Here is a 15378-nt window from a genome sequence, read left to right as displayed (position 1 = left end):
TCCAGCATGGTACCATAGGGAGGTTTATGGTGCAATTGCCCTCTTTTGCCTTCGAACCGGGAATTCGGTATGGCGGAGCGAACACAACCTCCGCCGGGGTCATCCTTGCATCCTGGGTTCGCACAAGCGATCAGCCCCTTCTGGTCGTCACATCCTCTCTCAGCGAATCGGAGCACCTGTTTGATGCCGCCGAGCTATGGCTCGGGGATGGTGTCACCCTTTTCCCCGACCTTCCCCTGACCCCTTACGATCTGACCGATCTTCCCGTCACCATTCAGGCATCATGGGTGGATGCCTGGAACCGGATCCATTCGGGACGGGCCAAATGCGGCATCATGACACCTTCCATTGCGGCCTATCCCCCTCTCTATCCCGGGTGCATGGAACTGCAGACGGAGACAGTAACCAACCGAGACGAGGTGATTCAGTTCCTCTCGTCGGGGGGATACAGGCGGGTGGATCTCTGTGAAACCTGGGGAGACATGACGATCCGCGGGGGACTCATGGATGTATTTTCTCCCGGTTCACTCTTCCCGGTCCGAATTGAATTCGACGGAAACCGGATCCAATCGATCCGCTCGTTTTCCGTGGAAGATCAACGGACCCGGGACAGACTCGACCGCGTCCTACTGCTGACCTTCGACCTTCTTCCAGAATCCTCGATTGCAGATCTTGCAGTCACGCTTCGGGAACGGATAACGGGACTGGGCGGAGACAGGATGGTGGACAACCTGTTGACAACCCGCAGCCTTGGCCCCCTCTCCCTCTATTACCCCGTAAATGAGAAACGGACTCTTGGCAATGTTCGGGTTGTTCACTATAACGGAGAGGCGGTTTCCGCCTCGATGGAATCACTCCTGGATCACTACAAGAAAGAACATGGACAGTCGAGGGACAGCGGGTTTCTGGACGTCGGCGCTGAAGAGATCCTTCGTCACTATGACCTGATGTCCTATCCTGACGCGATTCTGGAACCCTTCCGATCCGTGGAACGTGCCCGAACCATTTCCAACGAAGGCGTTGTGACCGTCCGGGGAACTCCCTCTGCAATCAGTTCGGACATTCAAAACCTCCTGCACCGTGGTTTCCACGTCCATATTGCCGCTCAGAATGAAGGAAACCGCACCATCATTCAGCGCTTTCTGGATGAACGGGAACTTACCGGTATTTCATGGTTGAGAGGAAGGCTTCATGAGTCATGGGTCACTCCCGATCACAACCTGGCCCTGATTCCGGACACCTACATCCTGGGACCAACTTCAGTTCCCCGACAGAAACGGGGGGCTCAGCATGCCTACCGTCTTCTGCTCGACCAGTTGAAGCCGGGAGATCCTATCGTCCATGTTGAACATGGCGTCGGACGGTTTCAGGGACTTCACCTGATTGATGGAAGCGATTTTGTTACCGTCGACTATTCCGACGGGCAACTTTTCGTGCCCACGGACTCCATGGACATGCTCACAAGTTATGTCGGTGCCGAAGGGGAACGAGCCCCCCTGCACTCCCTTGGAGGGAAGGTATGGCAGGGTCAGAAGCGAAAAGCCCAGAAGGTCGCCGAACATATTGTGCAGGAACTTGCCGAACTTTATGCCGAGCGACAGGCAGCCACGGGAATTGCATTCCCCGAGGACGACGATTTTCAGCGATCGTTTGAATTCTCATTCCCCTTCGAAGAGACTCAGGATCAGGTTCGAGCCATTCAGGAAGTCAAGGAAGATATGCAGGTCCAGAAACCGATGGATCGCCTTCTCTGCGGGGATGTCGGGTTCGGAAAGACAGAGGTAGCCCTTCGGGCGGCATTTAAGGCCATTGCGGCAGGATATCAGGTGGCCATTCTGGCCCCGACCACCGTCCTGGCTTATCAGCATTTCCGTACCTTCACAGAACGGTTTCAGAACTTCCCTGTTAAAGTTGAATGGCTAAGCCGATTTATTTCATCCACGAGACAGAAAGAGATCATTGAGTCCGTGGCAAGGGGAGAGGTCGATATCGTAATCGGCACGCATCGCCTCCTTTCCAGGGACATCCACTTTTCCAGTCTGGGTCTGCTGGTGATCGACGAGGAACAGCGCTTTGGGGTAAAACAGAAAGAGCAGATTCGGCAGATGAGGAAAAATGTCGACGTTCTTGCGTTAAGTGCCACACCCATCCCCCGCACGCTCTACATGTCCCTGATGGACATTCGGGACCTATCTATTATCAACACCGCTCCGCGGGGAAGAAGGGCCATTGAAACAACAGTGGCCACATTCAATCCGACACTGATTCGGGATGCAATCCTTCACGAAACCTCCCGGGATGGTCAGGTCTTTTTCATTCACAACCGGGTTCAGGAAATCCCCCGAATCCTTCATTTTCTGGATGAGCTCATTCCCGAAGTCACCAAGGTGGTCACCCACGGACAGATGGACGAAGCATCCCTGGAGAGGAACCTTCTGACCTTTGTCCGGGGAGAAGCCCATCTTCTTCTGACCACTACCATCATTGAAAACGGCATCGATATTCCGCGTGCCAATACGATGATTGTGAACAACGCTCATTTTTTCGGTCTGTCGCAACTCTATCAGCTCAGGGGACGGGTCGGAAGGAGTGTTCATCAGGCTTACTGTTATCTTCTTGTCCCTTCACTGCACACCCTCGGGGAGCAGGCCCGGGATCGTCTTGTGGCTCTGGAAGAATTTTCTCAGCTCGGTTCGGGATTTAAAATCGCGGCACGCGATCTGGACATACGGGGGGCGGGAAACCTGCTGGGAGTGGAACAGCATGGGCATGTCGAGGCCGTGGGATATGAACTCTTCTGCCGTATGGTGGAAAAAGCCGCACGTGTCCTTCGCGGAGAAGAGGTCGAAGAACTTCCGCCCGTACAGATTTCTCTGGGAATTCCAATGGCCATTCCCGCAAGCTATATCAGTGATGAAATGGAACGCATGGCAATCTACCGCAAGCTGCTCAAGGGAGATATTTCCGCCGTGCGGGAAGAATGTGAAGACCGCTTTGGTCCTCCTCCTCCTGAAGTTACCCTTCTGTATAAAGTATTTGCCCTGCGTAAACGATGTGAAGATCTAAGAATCACCGCTCTCCAGCTGACTCAGGAAGGTGTTTCGATTCAATTTCATTCCTCCACACGCGTCAATATCCGTAAGCTTCTGGATTACGCACAGAAGATCCAGGGAGCCCGTCTCTCCCCGCGGGGAGAATTTCTCCTGCCGGTGCGGGATACCGGCGAGAGGCTTATCCCTGCACTCAGCCGTCTTCTCGCAAGTCTGAATCCCGGGGAACTGTTATGAAACGTCTCGTCATCGTGACCCTCTTTCTGGGATTATTTTTGCACGCCTGCCAGCGATCCGCGCTGGATATCGATGTCATTGCCACCGTTGGAGGACAACGGCTTACGCGATCTGAATTTGAAGATCATCTCAATACCATCCTTGGTGAAGAAGCCTATGCTGCTCCCTCCGAGGTTTTATCCGAACTTCTGGATCAATACCTGGAAGAAGAATTACTCTATCTCCAGGCCTGTTCCGAAGATCCCGATCTTTGCAAGAATCAAACTCGATCCAGTGTTATAACCACATTCATGGCTACCAGGTGCAACAAACTTCCCGACCCCCGGAGAGAAGAAGTCGAGTTGTTTTACCATTCCCACAGCAGAGAGTACCAAATCAAGGCCAAGCTGATTTTCCGGATGATCCTGGTTGAAAAACTGGAGGAAGCGGAAAAAATTCTTGCCGAGCTCTCCAAGGGAAAGGAATTTGGCGAACTCGCTGTGACGTATTCCAAGGCTCCCAACGCATCCCAGGGGGGAACCGTAGGACCGGTAGAACTGGATCACCTGCCGAGGAACATCCAGGATGTGCTCCGAACCCTGAAGGAAGGTCAGGTATCCTCCGTTGTGGAAGTCACCTACGGTTTTCTTCTCTTTCAGGTTGTCCGGATTATCCCTTCGGGTGACTTGAAATTGGAAGACGTGTATGATGATATTGTCCACCATATAAAGGAAGAGGCGTGCGGGCAGTTGACTGCAAATCTCGTACGTGATCTGGAACGAAAGGACAACATATGGATTTACGCACAGCATCTCCCCTTTCCCTATTCTGGAAAATATGCCCTCTGGCATTGACGGTCTTTCTCATCGGCGCCAATGTCGTCGATGGGATCCTTCTCCAGGTGAATGATGACATTCTGACGATGTCCGAATTCAGAGCACGGGTGAAGCAGACCCTTTCGCCTGCGGCCGTTCAGGGGCCCGATGGCATGAAAGCCCTGGAAGAGCTCTATGATCAGTTTATGAAAGAAATGCTGCTTGGAGCCCGAGCAAAGGAACGGGGCATGTCGGCGGATCGGGAACAGATCCACCAGGCAAAACTGCAGTTGATGAAGCAGAATAATATTGCCACGGAAGAAGATTTCGAACAGGCAGTCAAGGCATCGGGACTTTCGATGGAACAGATTGAGGCCAAACTGGCTGTCGATATCGTTCTCGAACAGGTTCTCTATTCCGAGGTTTACACCAAGCGGGATGTAACCGATTGGGAACTGGAGCAGTTCTATACTTCCCATTCCGCAGATTTCCTCAAGCCAAAAACCTATGAGGTCTCCCTGCTGCTCATTCTTAAAGACAAGCATCCCGGCAGTATGTACCGGGAAGCCATTGACAGGGTGAAATCATCACTGGCGGAGGGAGGAGATTTTGCTGCCCTTGCCGCTGAAATGACCGATGGTCCCGCAAAGGAGGCCCAGGGAAACCTTGGGAGGATCCAGCTCAAGGATATGGCACCGCAGATGGCCGAGATCATTGAAGGAATGAAGGCAGGTGAGGTTTCGGAACCTATTGAGCAGGATTTTGGAACCCAGTGGGTAAGGTTGAACGCCATCCATGAAGCTGAGCTTCCACCGCTGGCGGAGGTGAAGACACAGCTTCTGGACCGGTACCTCCAGGAAAAGTACAAAGATAAGTTTGATACCTTTCTGGAGGATCTTAAGGAGCGGTATTACATTTCCGAACATAAAGAACTCCTGGAGAGCGTTCTTGAGCACTGAAGTCAAAGATATCGCCCAACTCATGGAGGGCCAGGCCGTTGACCTGCCTCTCATGGTGGTCCAGAAGGAAATCCGCCAGAGTAAAACGGGATCCACCTTTCTCCAGGCTATCTTCCGGGATGCCTCGGGAAGCATCACGGCTTTCATGTGGGACAACTTTGAACCTGTCGCATCCAAGCTTCAGCCGGGGCAGGTCGTTCGAATCAAGGGCCGCACGCAAAAGTACAGAAATTCCATTCAACTTGTCCTGCACAAGATAGAGCTCATGGCCGACGAGGAAGTGGATCAGCAGGCCTTTATGCCTTCCGCCGACGCCAACGTGAACGAAATGTATGCAGACCTCATGGACATGGTTTCCACGGTGGAGAATTCCCATATTCTGGCCCTTCTTAAGGCAATGCTTGGAAATGATGAGATTTCAAAGGCCTTTCGAAACGCTCCTGCAGCCAAGACCATGCACCATTCGTACATCGGGGGACTCCTGGAGCACACCCTGTCACTTGTGAAGCTATGCGATCACATCTGCATGCATTACGACCATCTCAACCGGGACATGCTGATTGCAGGAGCCTGCCTCCATGACATAGGAAAGATCCGGGAACTCTCCCACGATGGGTGGATGGACTATTCCCGGGAGGGAAGGCTGATCGGACACATCACGATCGGGGTCCAGATGATTGATCAGTTCAGTGCGGAAATCGAGGGATTCCCCATGGAAACAAAGGAGCTGCTTCAGCACATGATCCTCTCCCACCATGGCGAGTACGAGTACGGATCTCCCCGTCGGCCAAAAACCCGGGAAGCCCTTGCCCTGCATTTCCTGGACAATCTGGACTCCCACCTCAACGGCTTTGATCAGGCCCTGAAAGATCAGGGCAGTGAGGTTGCATACGCCAAAATTCTCGAACGATTTATTTTTGATACGTGAGTAATCTTTTGAAGTAAAAAAACTTATCTCTTTTCTGATACGGCTCCCCCCAGAGCAAGTCTCATAATCGGCCGGGTTGGAGATCTTCGGGCCGTTTCCTGGAATCCCGCTTTTCGAAACGTAGATGCAAGGCCGGTATAGACGAAGACATCTGCTGTTCGCTCCTTTCGCGGTTCTACCGGATATCCTTCAAGAATGGCGGCTCCATGTGAAGCCGCGAAGGTACCCGCCGATTTCAGAAGAAAGAGCCCAACCCCCCTTCTCCGCCAGGGTTTCGCAATGAAAAAACAGACGACAGACCAGACCGGTTGATCGTCAATCCGTCGCAAGATTCTTGATCGCTCCAGGGATGGGTAATTTTCCCTTGGCCCCACGGCGCACCATCCCACCGGTTCATTCCCGTTAAAGACAAGAATACCTGGCTCAATTCCCGACTTTACAAGGGCTTTCATGGCTTCACGGTTTGATTCGCCCTTATTCTTTTCAAATTCCGACCGGGTCATTTTCCACCACATACACCAGCATCCACCACAGGCTCCCCTGGCTCCAAAAAGTTTTTCGAAGCTTTTCCAATGTTTTAGTGTCAGGGGGTGAGCCCGGATATCCGTATCCATCCAATCTTTTTGCATGAACAACCTCCGTGAATCATACCGGGACCGAATGACTCAAATACGCCGCCGAAAGAATCCTTTGAGTATATCTTATATGCACCGGGACAGGTATCCCCTGATTCAACTTCTATCCCCACTATTCACCATCTCTTCCAGGAAGTCCATTACAACACCCATTTAAGTGCCATATTTGACATATTATCCATACGACCAACGTCCGCTATCCCCATAATCTCATTGCTTTGGCAATAGAACCATCCGAATGGTGTCATATTTGACGTAATAATTACTATCTCAGAAAACAATATTTATCGTTTATTACAAAACCAATGCAATGGATCCCGTACTGTTTCGTGTTACAGAGGTGCAGCCTTTTGATTCTTCTGATACGATAGAGTTTCTCCATCGCTGCATTGCCGGGGAAGGAGGCCTGGAAGTTCACCTCGATCTCCTCGTCCGGACATAGACGGGTTTATTACTGAGAGAGGATGACCATGAGTGAAGATTCTCCTGTTCCTGGAAACCGTTCCCTTGCGCCCCTGGCCAGCAGTGCCTACATCGATGATCTTTACCGCTTATGGAAAGAGGATGAGGATTCCGTGGATCGTGAGTGGCAGAGATTTTTCGAGGGTTTTGAGCTTGCCATGTGCCCCAGAACCTGCGTTTCAGGTGACGCTGCCGATGCGCAGTCCAGAGTAACCAGCCTCATCTACGCTTACCGGAGTCAGGGTCATCTCATTGCGGACCTGGATCCTCTCGGGGACAATCTCACCACACACCCCGATCTCGAGCTGGACCGCTTCGGCTTCACATCCAACGATCTGGAGACGGTTTTTGATACCGGACACCTCGGAGGTCCCAAACGCGCCGCCCTGAGTGAAATCATTCAAATTCTGAAGGATACCTATTGCCGTACGGTGGCCGTTGAGTATGTTCATATACAGGATATCGCCATTCGCCGCTGGATTCAGTCTGAAATCGAACCGGTTCGAAACCGTCCTCGGTTGGACAACGGCAAGAAGCTGGCCATCCTGGAAAACCTTATTGATGCGGAAGTCTTTGAAAGCTTCACGCAGAGCCGCTACCCCGGGCATAAAAGGTTTTCCCTTGAAGGGGCAGAGTCTTTGATTCCGGCCCTCCACTCCGTCGTGGAACTGGCCCCTGAGCTGGGACTTGAGGAAATCGTTCTGGGCATGGCTCACCGGGGTCGCCTCAATGTGCTGGCCACGATTCTGGATAAGTCCTATACTGAGATATTTTCCGAGTTTGAAGATAACTTTCTTCCCGACCAAGTAGGAGGATCAGGAGATGTCAAGTATCACCGGGGGATGAGTTCCACCCATGTAAACCAGCAGGGAAAGCGCCTCCACATTGACCTCGTATCCAATCCAAGCCACCTGGAGGCTGTGGATCCTGTGGTCTTAGGAAAAGCCAGGGGGAAACAGAGACTCCGGGGAGATTCTGATGAACGTCGCCGGGTGATGCCCATGCTGATCCATGGAGATGCGGCCTTTTCGGGACAGGGTCTCGTGGCCGAAATTCTCAACCTTTCCAAGCTCAAGGGTTATAAAACCGGCGGCGTCTTCCATTTGATCGTAAACAACCAGATCGGATTCACGACCTCACCCACCGAAGGACGGTCAACCCGATATCCGACGGAAGTTGCCAAAATGGTGGAGGCCCCGATCTTCCATGTGAATGGTGATGATCCGGAAGCTGTGGTGCATGTGATGGAACTGGCCCTGAAGTTTCGCCAGACATTCAGACATGACGTCGTGGTCAATCTTGTCTGCTACCGTCGTCACGGTCACAACGAAGCGGACGAGCCGGCCTTTACCCAGCCCGTTCTCTACAGGAAAATCCGGAACCGCCCGTCGGTGCGGAAACTTTACACGGCATCACTGATGAAGGAAGGGGTACTCACCGGGGAGCAGGTCGAAGCGATGGCAGATGAATACAAAAGCCGTCTTCAATCGGCCTTCGAAGAAACCCGCAAGGCAGCAAGACCCAGAGATTTCCGGGCTTTTAAAGACGAATGGTCCAGGGTGCAGCATCCCTTTTCCTTTGAGTCTGTTGAAACCGGCGTCCCTCATGACCGCCTGCTCGAGATTGCCAGGGTCCTTACCACAGTTCCCGAGGAATTCCACCTGAATCCCAAAGTCGGCCGGAGACTTCCGGAACAGCTCGAACAAGTAAAGGATAAGAAAACCGTCGACTGGGCCCTTGGGGAGCTGCTGGCCTTCGGCTCCCTCCTGATGGAGGGTAACCCTGTCCGCTTAAGCGGTCAGGACAGTGCGCGGGGAACCTTTTCTCACCGCCATGCCGTCTGGGCCGACGTTCAGAACCAGGAACGCTACATTCCCCTTGACCACCTGCAGCCGGGCCAACCGACCTTTTGTGTGTACAACAGTCCTCTCTCCGAAGCTGGAGTGCTGGGATTTGATTACGGGTATTCCCTGGTCGACCCCCAGATGGTTGTAATCTGGGAAGCGCAATTCGGTGACTTTGCCAATGGTGCCCAGGTCATTATCGACCAGTTCATCGTCAGCTCTCTTTCCAAATGGCAAAGGGCATCCGGGATTGTCATGCTTCTGCCCCATGGCTACGAGGGTCAGGGACCCGAGCATTCCAACGCCTATCTCGAGCGCTATCTTCAGGCCTGCGCAGAGGAAAATATCCAGGTCTGCAACCTGACCACTCCCGCGCAGTACTTTCATGCCCTGAGGAGACAGGTGGCCCGTCCCTTCCGCCGTCCCCTGATTATCATGGCCCCCAAAAGTCTTCTCCGTCACCCTTTAGCCGTTTCACCCGTTGATGAGCTTATCCATGGAACCTTTCATGAAATTCCAGACGATCCGGAACCCTCTCAAAAGGCCGATCGTCTTCTCTTCTGCAGCGGGAAAATCTATTACGAGCTGATTCAGGCCCGAACGCGGCTCAGGGCAAAAACAACGGACATTTTCCGAATCGAACAGTTGTACCCCTTTCACTCGAACCGGATGGCAGAGATCGCGGCCCGCTATAATAGGATTCGAGAAGTCATCTGGGTACAGGAAGAATCGAAAAACCGGGGTGCATGGTCCTTTATCCGGGATCACCTTCAGTCCCATTTTCCCGGATTTCCCCTTCGATATGCAGGAAGAAAGGCCAGCGCCAGTCCGGCCACGGGCTCATTAAAGGTTCACCTCGAGGAGCAGGAGGCCATAATCAACGAGGCCCTGGCCCCGTCCGAAGCCACAAAGGCCGCAGGTTCATCAACGCGCCGGAAAGTCGGGAGGAAAGCATGACAACCATCGACGTCACTGTACCATCCATGGGAGAGTCGATCACCGAAGGCCTCCTGGTTGAATGGCTCAAGAAAAACGGGGAACGGGTGGAGGTGGATGAACCTCTTTTCGTTCTGGAAACCGACAAGGTGACCATGACCATTAATTCGGAAGTCTCTGGGCTCCTTTCCATTGCGACTCCAGAGGGAGCGACGGTTCAAATCGGGCAAATCGTAGCATCCATCAATCCCGCGGCATCGTCGTCACAAAAGGTAACCGGTTTTCAGCCAAAGGGCGGATCTGAAACATCTTCCCCGGACCCGTCCCCACCCCTTCACCCTCCGGCAGGATTTCCTCAGGCAGAAGCCAAACTGAAAACCGGACATCCCCTTTCCCCCGCTGTACATCGGCTGCTGGAAGAGCACGGCCTTCACCCGGAAGCAATTCCGCCATCCGGAAAGGATGGAAGGATTACGAAGGAAGATGTCCTGCGTTTTCTGGAGGAATCAAGATCGGATGAAATTCAGGGCACACCTTCGTTAAAGGAGGAACAGGAATCACCTCCGATAACAAAAGTATCGACTCCATCCCGAATTGCGGCACCCAGACAGACGCGAAAGAAAATGACTCCCCTTCGGTCCCGGATTGCCGACCGCATGGTGGAGGCTCAGCATGCGGCCGCGATTCTTACGACCTTCAACGAGGCAGACATGTCCAGGGTCATGGAGATGCGGGCCCGGCACCGCGAAAACTTCGCCAAAAAGCATGGCGTCGACCTTGGATTCATGTCCTTCTTCGTCAAAGCGGTTGTGGACGCCCTTAAAACTGTACCGGAACTGAACGCCTTCATTGATGGAGATGAAATCGTCCAGAATCACTATTACGATATCGGGATTGCCATCGGCGGGGAACGCGGCCTTGTCGTTCCGGTCATCCGGGATGCGGACGTGAAAAGTTTTGCCGAAATTGAGCAGACGATCAGCGACTTTGCGGAACGCGTGAAAGAGCGGACGATCACCCTCGATGAACTGCAGGGAGGCGTCTTTTCCATCTCCAACGGAGGCGTATTCGGATCCCTCCTATCCACCCCCATCCTGAATCCCCCCCAGAGCGGAATTCTGGGAATGCACGCCATCAAGAAACGTCCTGTTGTTGTGGGGGATGCCATAGAAATTCGACCGATGATGTACCTTGCTCTCTCCTATGACCATCGCCTGATCGACGGCAGAGAATCGGTGGCATTCCTGAGAAGAATCGTGGAATGCATAGAAAACCCGGAAAGGATGATGCTTGAACTATGAATAACTCACTCTCCTTCGATGTTGTAATCATTGGGGCCGGACCGGGAGGCTATGTTGCCGCCATCCGCGCCGCACAGCTTGGGATGAATACAGCTGTTGTGGAACGGTCTTCCAGTCTTGGAGGCACGTGTCTGAACGTCGGATGCATTCCCTCCAAAGCCCTCCTGGAATCATCAGAGCACTACGCACGAACCCTACATCACCTGGGAACGCACGGCATTACCGTGAAGGAAACCTTCCTCGACCTCTCCACCACGATGTCCCGCAAGGATGCCATTGTAAAAGACCTGACGGACGGGATTGCCGTTCTCATGAAAAAGAACAAAATCACCGTATTTCATGGGGAAGGAACACTCCTGGGCTCCGGCCGTGTTTCCGTTCAGATTACGGACGAAGGGGAAAAGGTCCTTGCGGCAAAGCACGTGGTACTCGCCATGGGATCAATTCCCGTAGAGCTCCCCTTTCTTCCCTTTGACGGAAACCGGATCGTCAATTCGACGGATGCTCTCTCTTTCAGCAGCATACCCCGCCATCTCGTGGTCATTGGTGCGGGGGCCGTTGGACTGGAGCTTGGAAGCGTATGGAAGCGACTGGGAGCCGATGTGACGGTTCTGGAACTTTTACCTGTGATCACGCCCTTTGCCGACCGTCTGGCATCCAAAACTCTCGAAAAGGCCCTGCGGGGGCAGGGTCTGGACATCCGCCTCAACACGAAGGTCACCTCGGCGGAGATCAAGAAGCGCTCCGTGACGCTCGTTTATGAAACTTCAGACGGAAAGGCCGAAACGATTTCAGCGGACAAGGTTCTGGTCTCCGTGGGACGAAAAGCGGCCATCGAAGGAACCGGCCTTGCCGGCGCCGGTGTTGCAATGGAAGACGGAAAGATCAAGATCGATGAGAATTTTCAAACCTCCGTGGAGGGTGTTTATGCCATTGGAGACATCGTTCGAGGCCCCATGCTCGCCCACAAGGCTTCGGATGAAGGGATTGCCCTCATGGATCGTCTGGCCGGCAAACCGGGACATATTCAATACGATCTCATCCCTAACGTCGTGTACACAAACCCGGAGCTTGCCCAGGTGGGTAAGACAGAGGAAGAACTAAAGGAACAAAAGATTCCTTACAATTCCGGACGTTTCTTTTTTGCTGGAAACGGGCGTGCGAAGTGCCTGGGTGAAGAAGAAGGGATGATTAAACTGCTGGCCCACAAGGAGACCGACCGTCTCCTGGGCGCCCACATCGTGGGCCCGAGGGCTTCCGAACTGATCCATGAACTTGCCATGGTGATGGCCTTCGAGGGGAGTGCCGAAGATATTGCCCTGACTGTTCATGCCCATCCCACGCTGTCTGAGGCTCTTCGGGAGGCGGCCCTGGCGGTTTCAGGCCGGGCAATTCACCGGTAAAGGCAGTCCATCCTGGCGATTCAGGAAGAAGTCTTTTCTCTCTGTTTCCTTCGTGTGAGGCGCAGTTCACGGCGGGCCTCTGCCTCCTGCCAGTGCTCTTTTTCCGCCTCGGACTCAGGTTCAAAGCGCTCGGGAAGGGGAAGAGCTCTTCCATTTTCATCGACATGGACGAAAGTCAAATAGGCGCTGGCGCAGTGGGATAGGGTACCCCGTGCAATATCTTCCCCCAGAATCTTCGCTCCGATTTCCATCGACGACTTTGAAATATGGTTTACCGCCACCTTGATATGGAGAGCGTTCCCGACAAAGATGGGAGCATAGAAATCCATGGCGTCTACGGATGCCGTCACGACCCCTCCCCGGGCGAAGCGCAGAGCCAGGATTGAAGCGGCCTGGTCCAGGTCGAAGAGGAGCTTTCCGGCAAAGAGGGTGTCCGCGATGACCGTATCATCGGGAAGGACAAGACGCACGTAATCCACGCCATGCTTCATTTCCTTATGGACATGGATGTCCCGGACCTTCATTTCCCGCTGTGCGATTCGATCGGTACGCTGTTTTCTGCGGGCAGTGGCCGCATTCTGAACCCGGATCTCATACGGATCTGAGGGAGCAATTTTTCGCAGAACTTCCCGGGGCTTTCCCGATTCATCTGTGGCGACAAAGGTAAAATAGGCCGATGTGGCCAGCCGGCCCTCCCCTTCCGGGTCCGTTGTGTGCTTCACCTCCGTAAAGACTGCCACTTCGAGGCTCGAGGTTCCGACATATTCTACGAACGCCCGAAAGGTCAGGGCATCGGCAATCCCCACCGGTTCGATAAAATCAAGGCTTTCCATGGAGGCCAGAACGACGGGACCATGAGCGATCCGGCTGGCCGCCAGCATACCTGCCTCCACAATCCAGTACATCATCTGTCCCCCGTAGAGAGAACCGCGAATATTGGCGTGACGGGGAAAGACAAATCGGACCAGTTCTACCATCGTGTCACGAATGGGAAGATTCATGGTCCGTATTGTACGTGAAGCCCGCATTCGCGGCAAATCTGAAATACGATGGCGCTACCTGCGGAGGAAAAGATCTTTGAAGGAGGGCTGTAGAGCGAAGCCCATGGCCGGAATCGTATAGAGGATTCCGACACAGGTAAAGATGGCCAGAATGGCTCCCGCGATGTGGAAGTAAAACCCGTAGGCCTTCCGCCGGATCAATCCTAATCCTGCCAGGAAATAGACGATCAGTGCCGCCAATGAGGGAATCAACAGGATTACCGACCCCATGACACCGGCAAAGATCTCCGACTTTGGATCTCCGGACATGAAGATGCCATACGCAACCGCCATCGCCACAACAAGGAGCCACAAAAGGCTGAGACCGGCAAAAACAAGGTTAAATACTGCAAATACCGGGATGGCAACGCCGGGTGAACGCTCCGGGGATGGATCCATGAGGGTACCCTCCTTTTCAGGGTTGTACACGAAAGAACCAGTAGACATATCCGCAACGGTTACAGATATAGTTATCCGCCTCCCGGTTAGCCCACTCCAGCCCGGCAAAGGTGAGACCCCTTGTGTTCATGAGAGTCTGTCTGGCCCAGAAGGTATCGTTCCCGCAGAAGGGGCAAACCAGGTCCTTTCCATCAATGGATACAGGCCGGGCATCGGCATGGCTCAGGTCGGGGGCGTCTTCCTTCTGAACCTTCTTCTGTTCTCCAGGTGAAAGGGATCTATAGCACGAGGTACAGGTCCGGGATGTCTGAAAATAGTGTACCGAGGGAAACTCCTGACCGCACATCCTGCATTTCATGATTACCTCCCGTAACAAATACGCATGGAGACAGCCATTCATTCATCCGAATCCGTGTTTTCGGCCTCCCGCTCATTGTACTCCAGAAGGTCGCCGGGCTGGCATTTAAGTTCCCGGCAGAGAGCACCCAGGGTGGAAAAACGAACGGCCCGGGCCTTCCCCTGCTTTAAGATTGAGAGATTGGCCAGAGTGATCCCCACACGATCGGAGAGCTCGGAGAGCTTCATTTTCCTTTGAGCGAGCACGACATCCAGATTGACAATTATGGCCATTGCCGTCTTCCTATACCGTCAGGTCCTGCTCTTCCCGGAGCCTGACCCCGACCTGAAATACCTTGGCGATAACCAGAATAATGGCCCCGACGAATATGATTTTGATCGAGCCTTGCAAACGGTCGATCAGCGGCAGAAAATCCGCCTGAAGCGAGGCCCGTGCCAGGGACAGGGGCTGACGGAAAAGCCACAGAATCGATACGCCGACTGAAAAGTTTATGATCTGATAGACAATAATCAGCCAGCCCACCCATCGAATCCTGTTCGCATTTATCTGAAGAAACGGAGTCCCCTCCCGGACGGAACCCATAAAATTTCTGAGAAGGGCTACAATCCAGAGCCCAATGAGCAGGGTGGCCATCAGAAACATGCCATAGACTAGAATGACCCAGCGTTTTGCCGGCCGAAACTCCACATCGATGAGCGGGGTTATTTTGACATCCGTAATGGCCGGATGAACTTCCTTTACCTCAAGAAATGGGTCAAGGTCCGGGGAGACCATCCGGTAGGTCAGTCCAAAGTCGTGGCCAAGGCCGACTTTTGCGATTTCCGGCTTAAACATGGCCGCCAGAACACCCCAGAAAACCAGGATACAGACCACCATGATGAAGTAGTAGAACAGAGTAAGGCCCCATTGAATAAAAACCACTGTCGACAAACGATCCGATGTGATCATCGATACCTCCCGGCGAAAGACTTCACCCTTACAATAGGATAAAATTTATCGTTTGTCAATAATTAATTATTGTTATACAATACA

At 53.2% G+C, this 15378-nt stretch carries 13 protein-coding genes; 7 read left to right on the top strand and 6 right to left on the bottom strand.

What is annotated here, in order from left to right; genetic code table 11:
* The first annotated feature begins 29 nt into the window (after positions 1 to 29).
* Genes mfd through PLD04_00840 form a run of 4 tightly spaced genes read left to right on the top strand, consistent with a single transcriptional unit; the run spans position 30 to position 5968 of the window.
* Positions 30 to 3287, top strand: coding sequence for a transcription-repair coupling factor (gene mfd, locus PLD04_00855; protein HXK66866.1), 3258 nt, complete (start codon positions 30 to 32; stop codon positions 3285 to 3287).
* Positions 3284 to 4120: a peptidylprolyl isomerase gene (locus PLD04_00850; protein HXK66865.1), complete on the top strand. Its 837-nt coding sequence runs from the start codon at positions 3284 to 3286 to the stop codon at positions 4118 to 4120. The genes mfd and PLD04_00850 overlap by 4 nt, the downstream gene beginning before the upstream one ends.
* Positions 4060 to 5040, top strand: a complete 981-nt coding sequence (locus tag PLD04_00845) for a peptidyl-prolyl cis-trans isomerase (GenBank protein HXK66864.1) — start codon at positions 4060 to 4062, stop codon at positions 5038 to 5040. Before PLD04_00850 ends, PLD04_00845 begins: the two co-directional genes overlap by 61 nt.
* Positions 5030 to 5968: an OB-fold nucleic acid binding domain-containing protein gene (locus PLD04_00840; protein ID HXK66863.1), complete on the top strand. Its 939-nt coding sequence runs from the start codon at positions 5030 to 5032 to the stop codon at positions 5966 to 5968. Before PLD04_00845 ends, PLD04_00840 begins: the two co-directional genes overlap by 11 nt.
* A gap of 23 nt (positions 5969 to 5991) precedes the next feature.
* Here PLD04_00840 and PLD04_00835 read toward each other — a convergent pair whose 3' ends face one another.
* On the bottom strand, positions 5992 to 6597 hold the full coding sequence (locus PLD04_00835; GenBank protein HXK66862.1) for a GNAT family N-acetyltransferase: 606 nt from the start codon (positions 6595 to 6597) through the stop codon (positions 5992 to 5994).
* A 476-nt stretch (positions 6598 to 7073) separates the two neighbouring features.
* On the opposite strand from PLD04_00835, the gene PLD04_00830 reads away from it, so the two are divergent.
* The 3 genes from PLD04_00830 to lpdA are packed head-to-tail and all read left to right on the top strand — an operon-like array spanning position 7074 to position 12549.
* On the top strand, positions 7074 to 9866 hold the full coding sequence (locus tag PLD04_00830) for a 2-oxoglutarate dehydrogenase E1 component (GenBank protein HXK66861.1): 2793 nt from the start codon (positions 7074 to 7076) through the stop codon (positions 9864 to 9866).
* Entirely contained in the window at positions 9863 to 11146 is a 1284-nt protein-coding gene (gene odhB, locus PLD04_00825) for a 2-oxoglutarate dehydrogenase complex dihydrolipoyllysine-residue succinyltransferase (protein ID HXK66860.1), read from the top strand. The genes PLD04_00830 and odhB overlap by 4 nt, the downstream gene beginning before the upstream one ends.
* A complete protein-coding gene (gene lpdA, locus PLD04_00820) occupies positions 11143 to 12549 on the top strand; it encodes a dihydrolipoyl dehydrogenase (protein ID HXK66859.1) in 1407 nt (468 codons plus the stop codon). The genes odhB and lpdA overlap by 4 nt, the downstream gene beginning before the upstream one ends.
* Before the next feature lie 20 nt (positions 12550 to 12569).
* On the opposite strand, the gene PLD04_00815 is transcribed toward lpdA, so the two are convergent.
* Genes PLD04_00815 through PLD04_00795 form a run of 5 tightly spaced genes read right to left on the bottom strand, consistent with a single transcriptional unit; the run spans position 12570 to position 15294 of the window.
* A complete protein-coding gene (locus PLD04_00815; GenBank protein ID HXK66858.1) occupies positions 12570 to 13550 on the bottom strand; it encodes an acyl-CoA thioesterase in 981 nt (326 codons plus the stop codon).
* 54 nt (positions 13551 to 13604) lie between these two features.
* On the bottom strand, positions 13605 to 13988 hold the full coding sequence (locus PLD04_00810) for a hypothetical protein (GenBank protein HXK66857.1): 384 nt from the start codon (positions 13986 to 13988) through the stop codon (positions 13605 to 13607).
* A gap of 16 nt (positions 13989 to 14004) precedes the next feature.
* Positions 14005 to 14346 carry a hypothetical protein gene (locus PLD04_00805; GenBank protein ID HXK66856.1) on the bottom strand — a complete coding sequence of 114 codons (342 nt, stop codon included), beginning with the start codon at positions 14344 to 14346 and terminating at the stop codon, positions 14005 to 14007.
* Between the two features lie 38 nt (positions 14347 to 14384).
* Positions 14385 to 14618, bottom strand: coding sequence for a helix-turn-helix transcriptional regulator (locus tag PLD04_00800; protein HXK66855.1), 234 nt, complete (start codon positions 14616 to 14618; stop codon positions 14385 to 14387).
* 10 nt (positions 14619 to 14628) lie between these two features.
* Positions 14629 to 15294, bottom strand: a complete 666-nt coding sequence (locus PLD04_00795) for a DUF2975 domain-containing protein (GenBank protein ID HXK66854.1) — start codon at positions 15292 to 15294, stop codon at positions 14629 to 14631.
* Between the last annotated feature and the right edge of the window lie 84 nt (positions 15295 to 15378).

The organism is Thermoanaerobaculia bacterium (assembly GCA_035593605.1).
Lineage (GTDB): Bacteria > Acidobacteriota > Thermoanaerobaculia > UBA2201 > DAOSWS01 > DAOSWS01.
The sequence above is the reverse complement of the archived record's forward strand: the minus strand, read 5'-3'. Positions and strand labels throughout refer to the sequence as shown.

What these genes read in the sequence shown, in the direction of transcription:
- PLD04_00845 (HXK66864.1), top strand. Translation starts at nt 4,060, where the DNA reads ATGGATTTACGCACAGCATCTCCCCTTTCCCTATTCTGGAAAATATGC.
- PLD04_00800 (HXK66855.1), bottom strand. Translation starts at nt 14,618, where the DNA reads ATGGCCATAATTGTCAATCTGGATGTCGTGCTCGCTCAAAGGAAAATG.
- lpdA (HXK66859.1), top strand. Translation starts at nt 11,143, where the DNA reads ATGAATAACTCACTCTCCTTCGATGTTGTAATCATTGGGGCCGGACCG.
- odhB (HXK66860.1), top strand. Translation starts at nt 9,863, where the DNA reads ATGACAACCATCGACGTCACTGTACCATCCATGGGAGAGTCGATCACC.
- PLD04_00835 (HXK66862.1), bottom strand. Translation starts at nt 6,597, where the DNA reads ATGCAAAAAGATTGGATGGATACGGATATCCGGGCTCACCCCCTGACA.
- PLD04_00815 (HXK66858.1), bottom strand. Translation starts at nt 13,550, where the DNA reads ATGAATCTTCCCATTCGTGACACGATGGTAGAACTGGTCCGATTTGTC.
- PLD04_00795 (HXK66854.1), bottom strand. Translation starts at nt 15,294, where the DNA reads ATGATCACATCGGATCGTTTGTCGACAGTGGTTTTTATTCAATGGGGC.
- PLD04_00850 (HXK66865.1), top strand. Translation starts at nt 3,284, where the DNA reads ATGAAACGTCTCGTCATCGTGACCCTCTTTCTGGGATTATTTTTGCAC.
- PLD04_00805 (HXK66856.1), bottom strand. Translation starts at nt 14,346, where the DNA reads ATGAAATGCAGGATGTGCGGTCAGGAGTTTCCCTCGGTACACTATTTT.
- PLD04_00810 (HXK66857.1), bottom strand. Translation starts at nt 13,988, where the DNA reads ATGGATCCATCCCCGGAGCGTTCACCCGGCGTTGCCATCCCGGTATTT.
- PLD04_00830 (HXK66861.1), top strand. Translation starts at nt 7,074, where the DNA reads ATGAGTGAAGATTCTCCTGTTCCTGGAAACCGTTCCCTTGCGCCCCTG.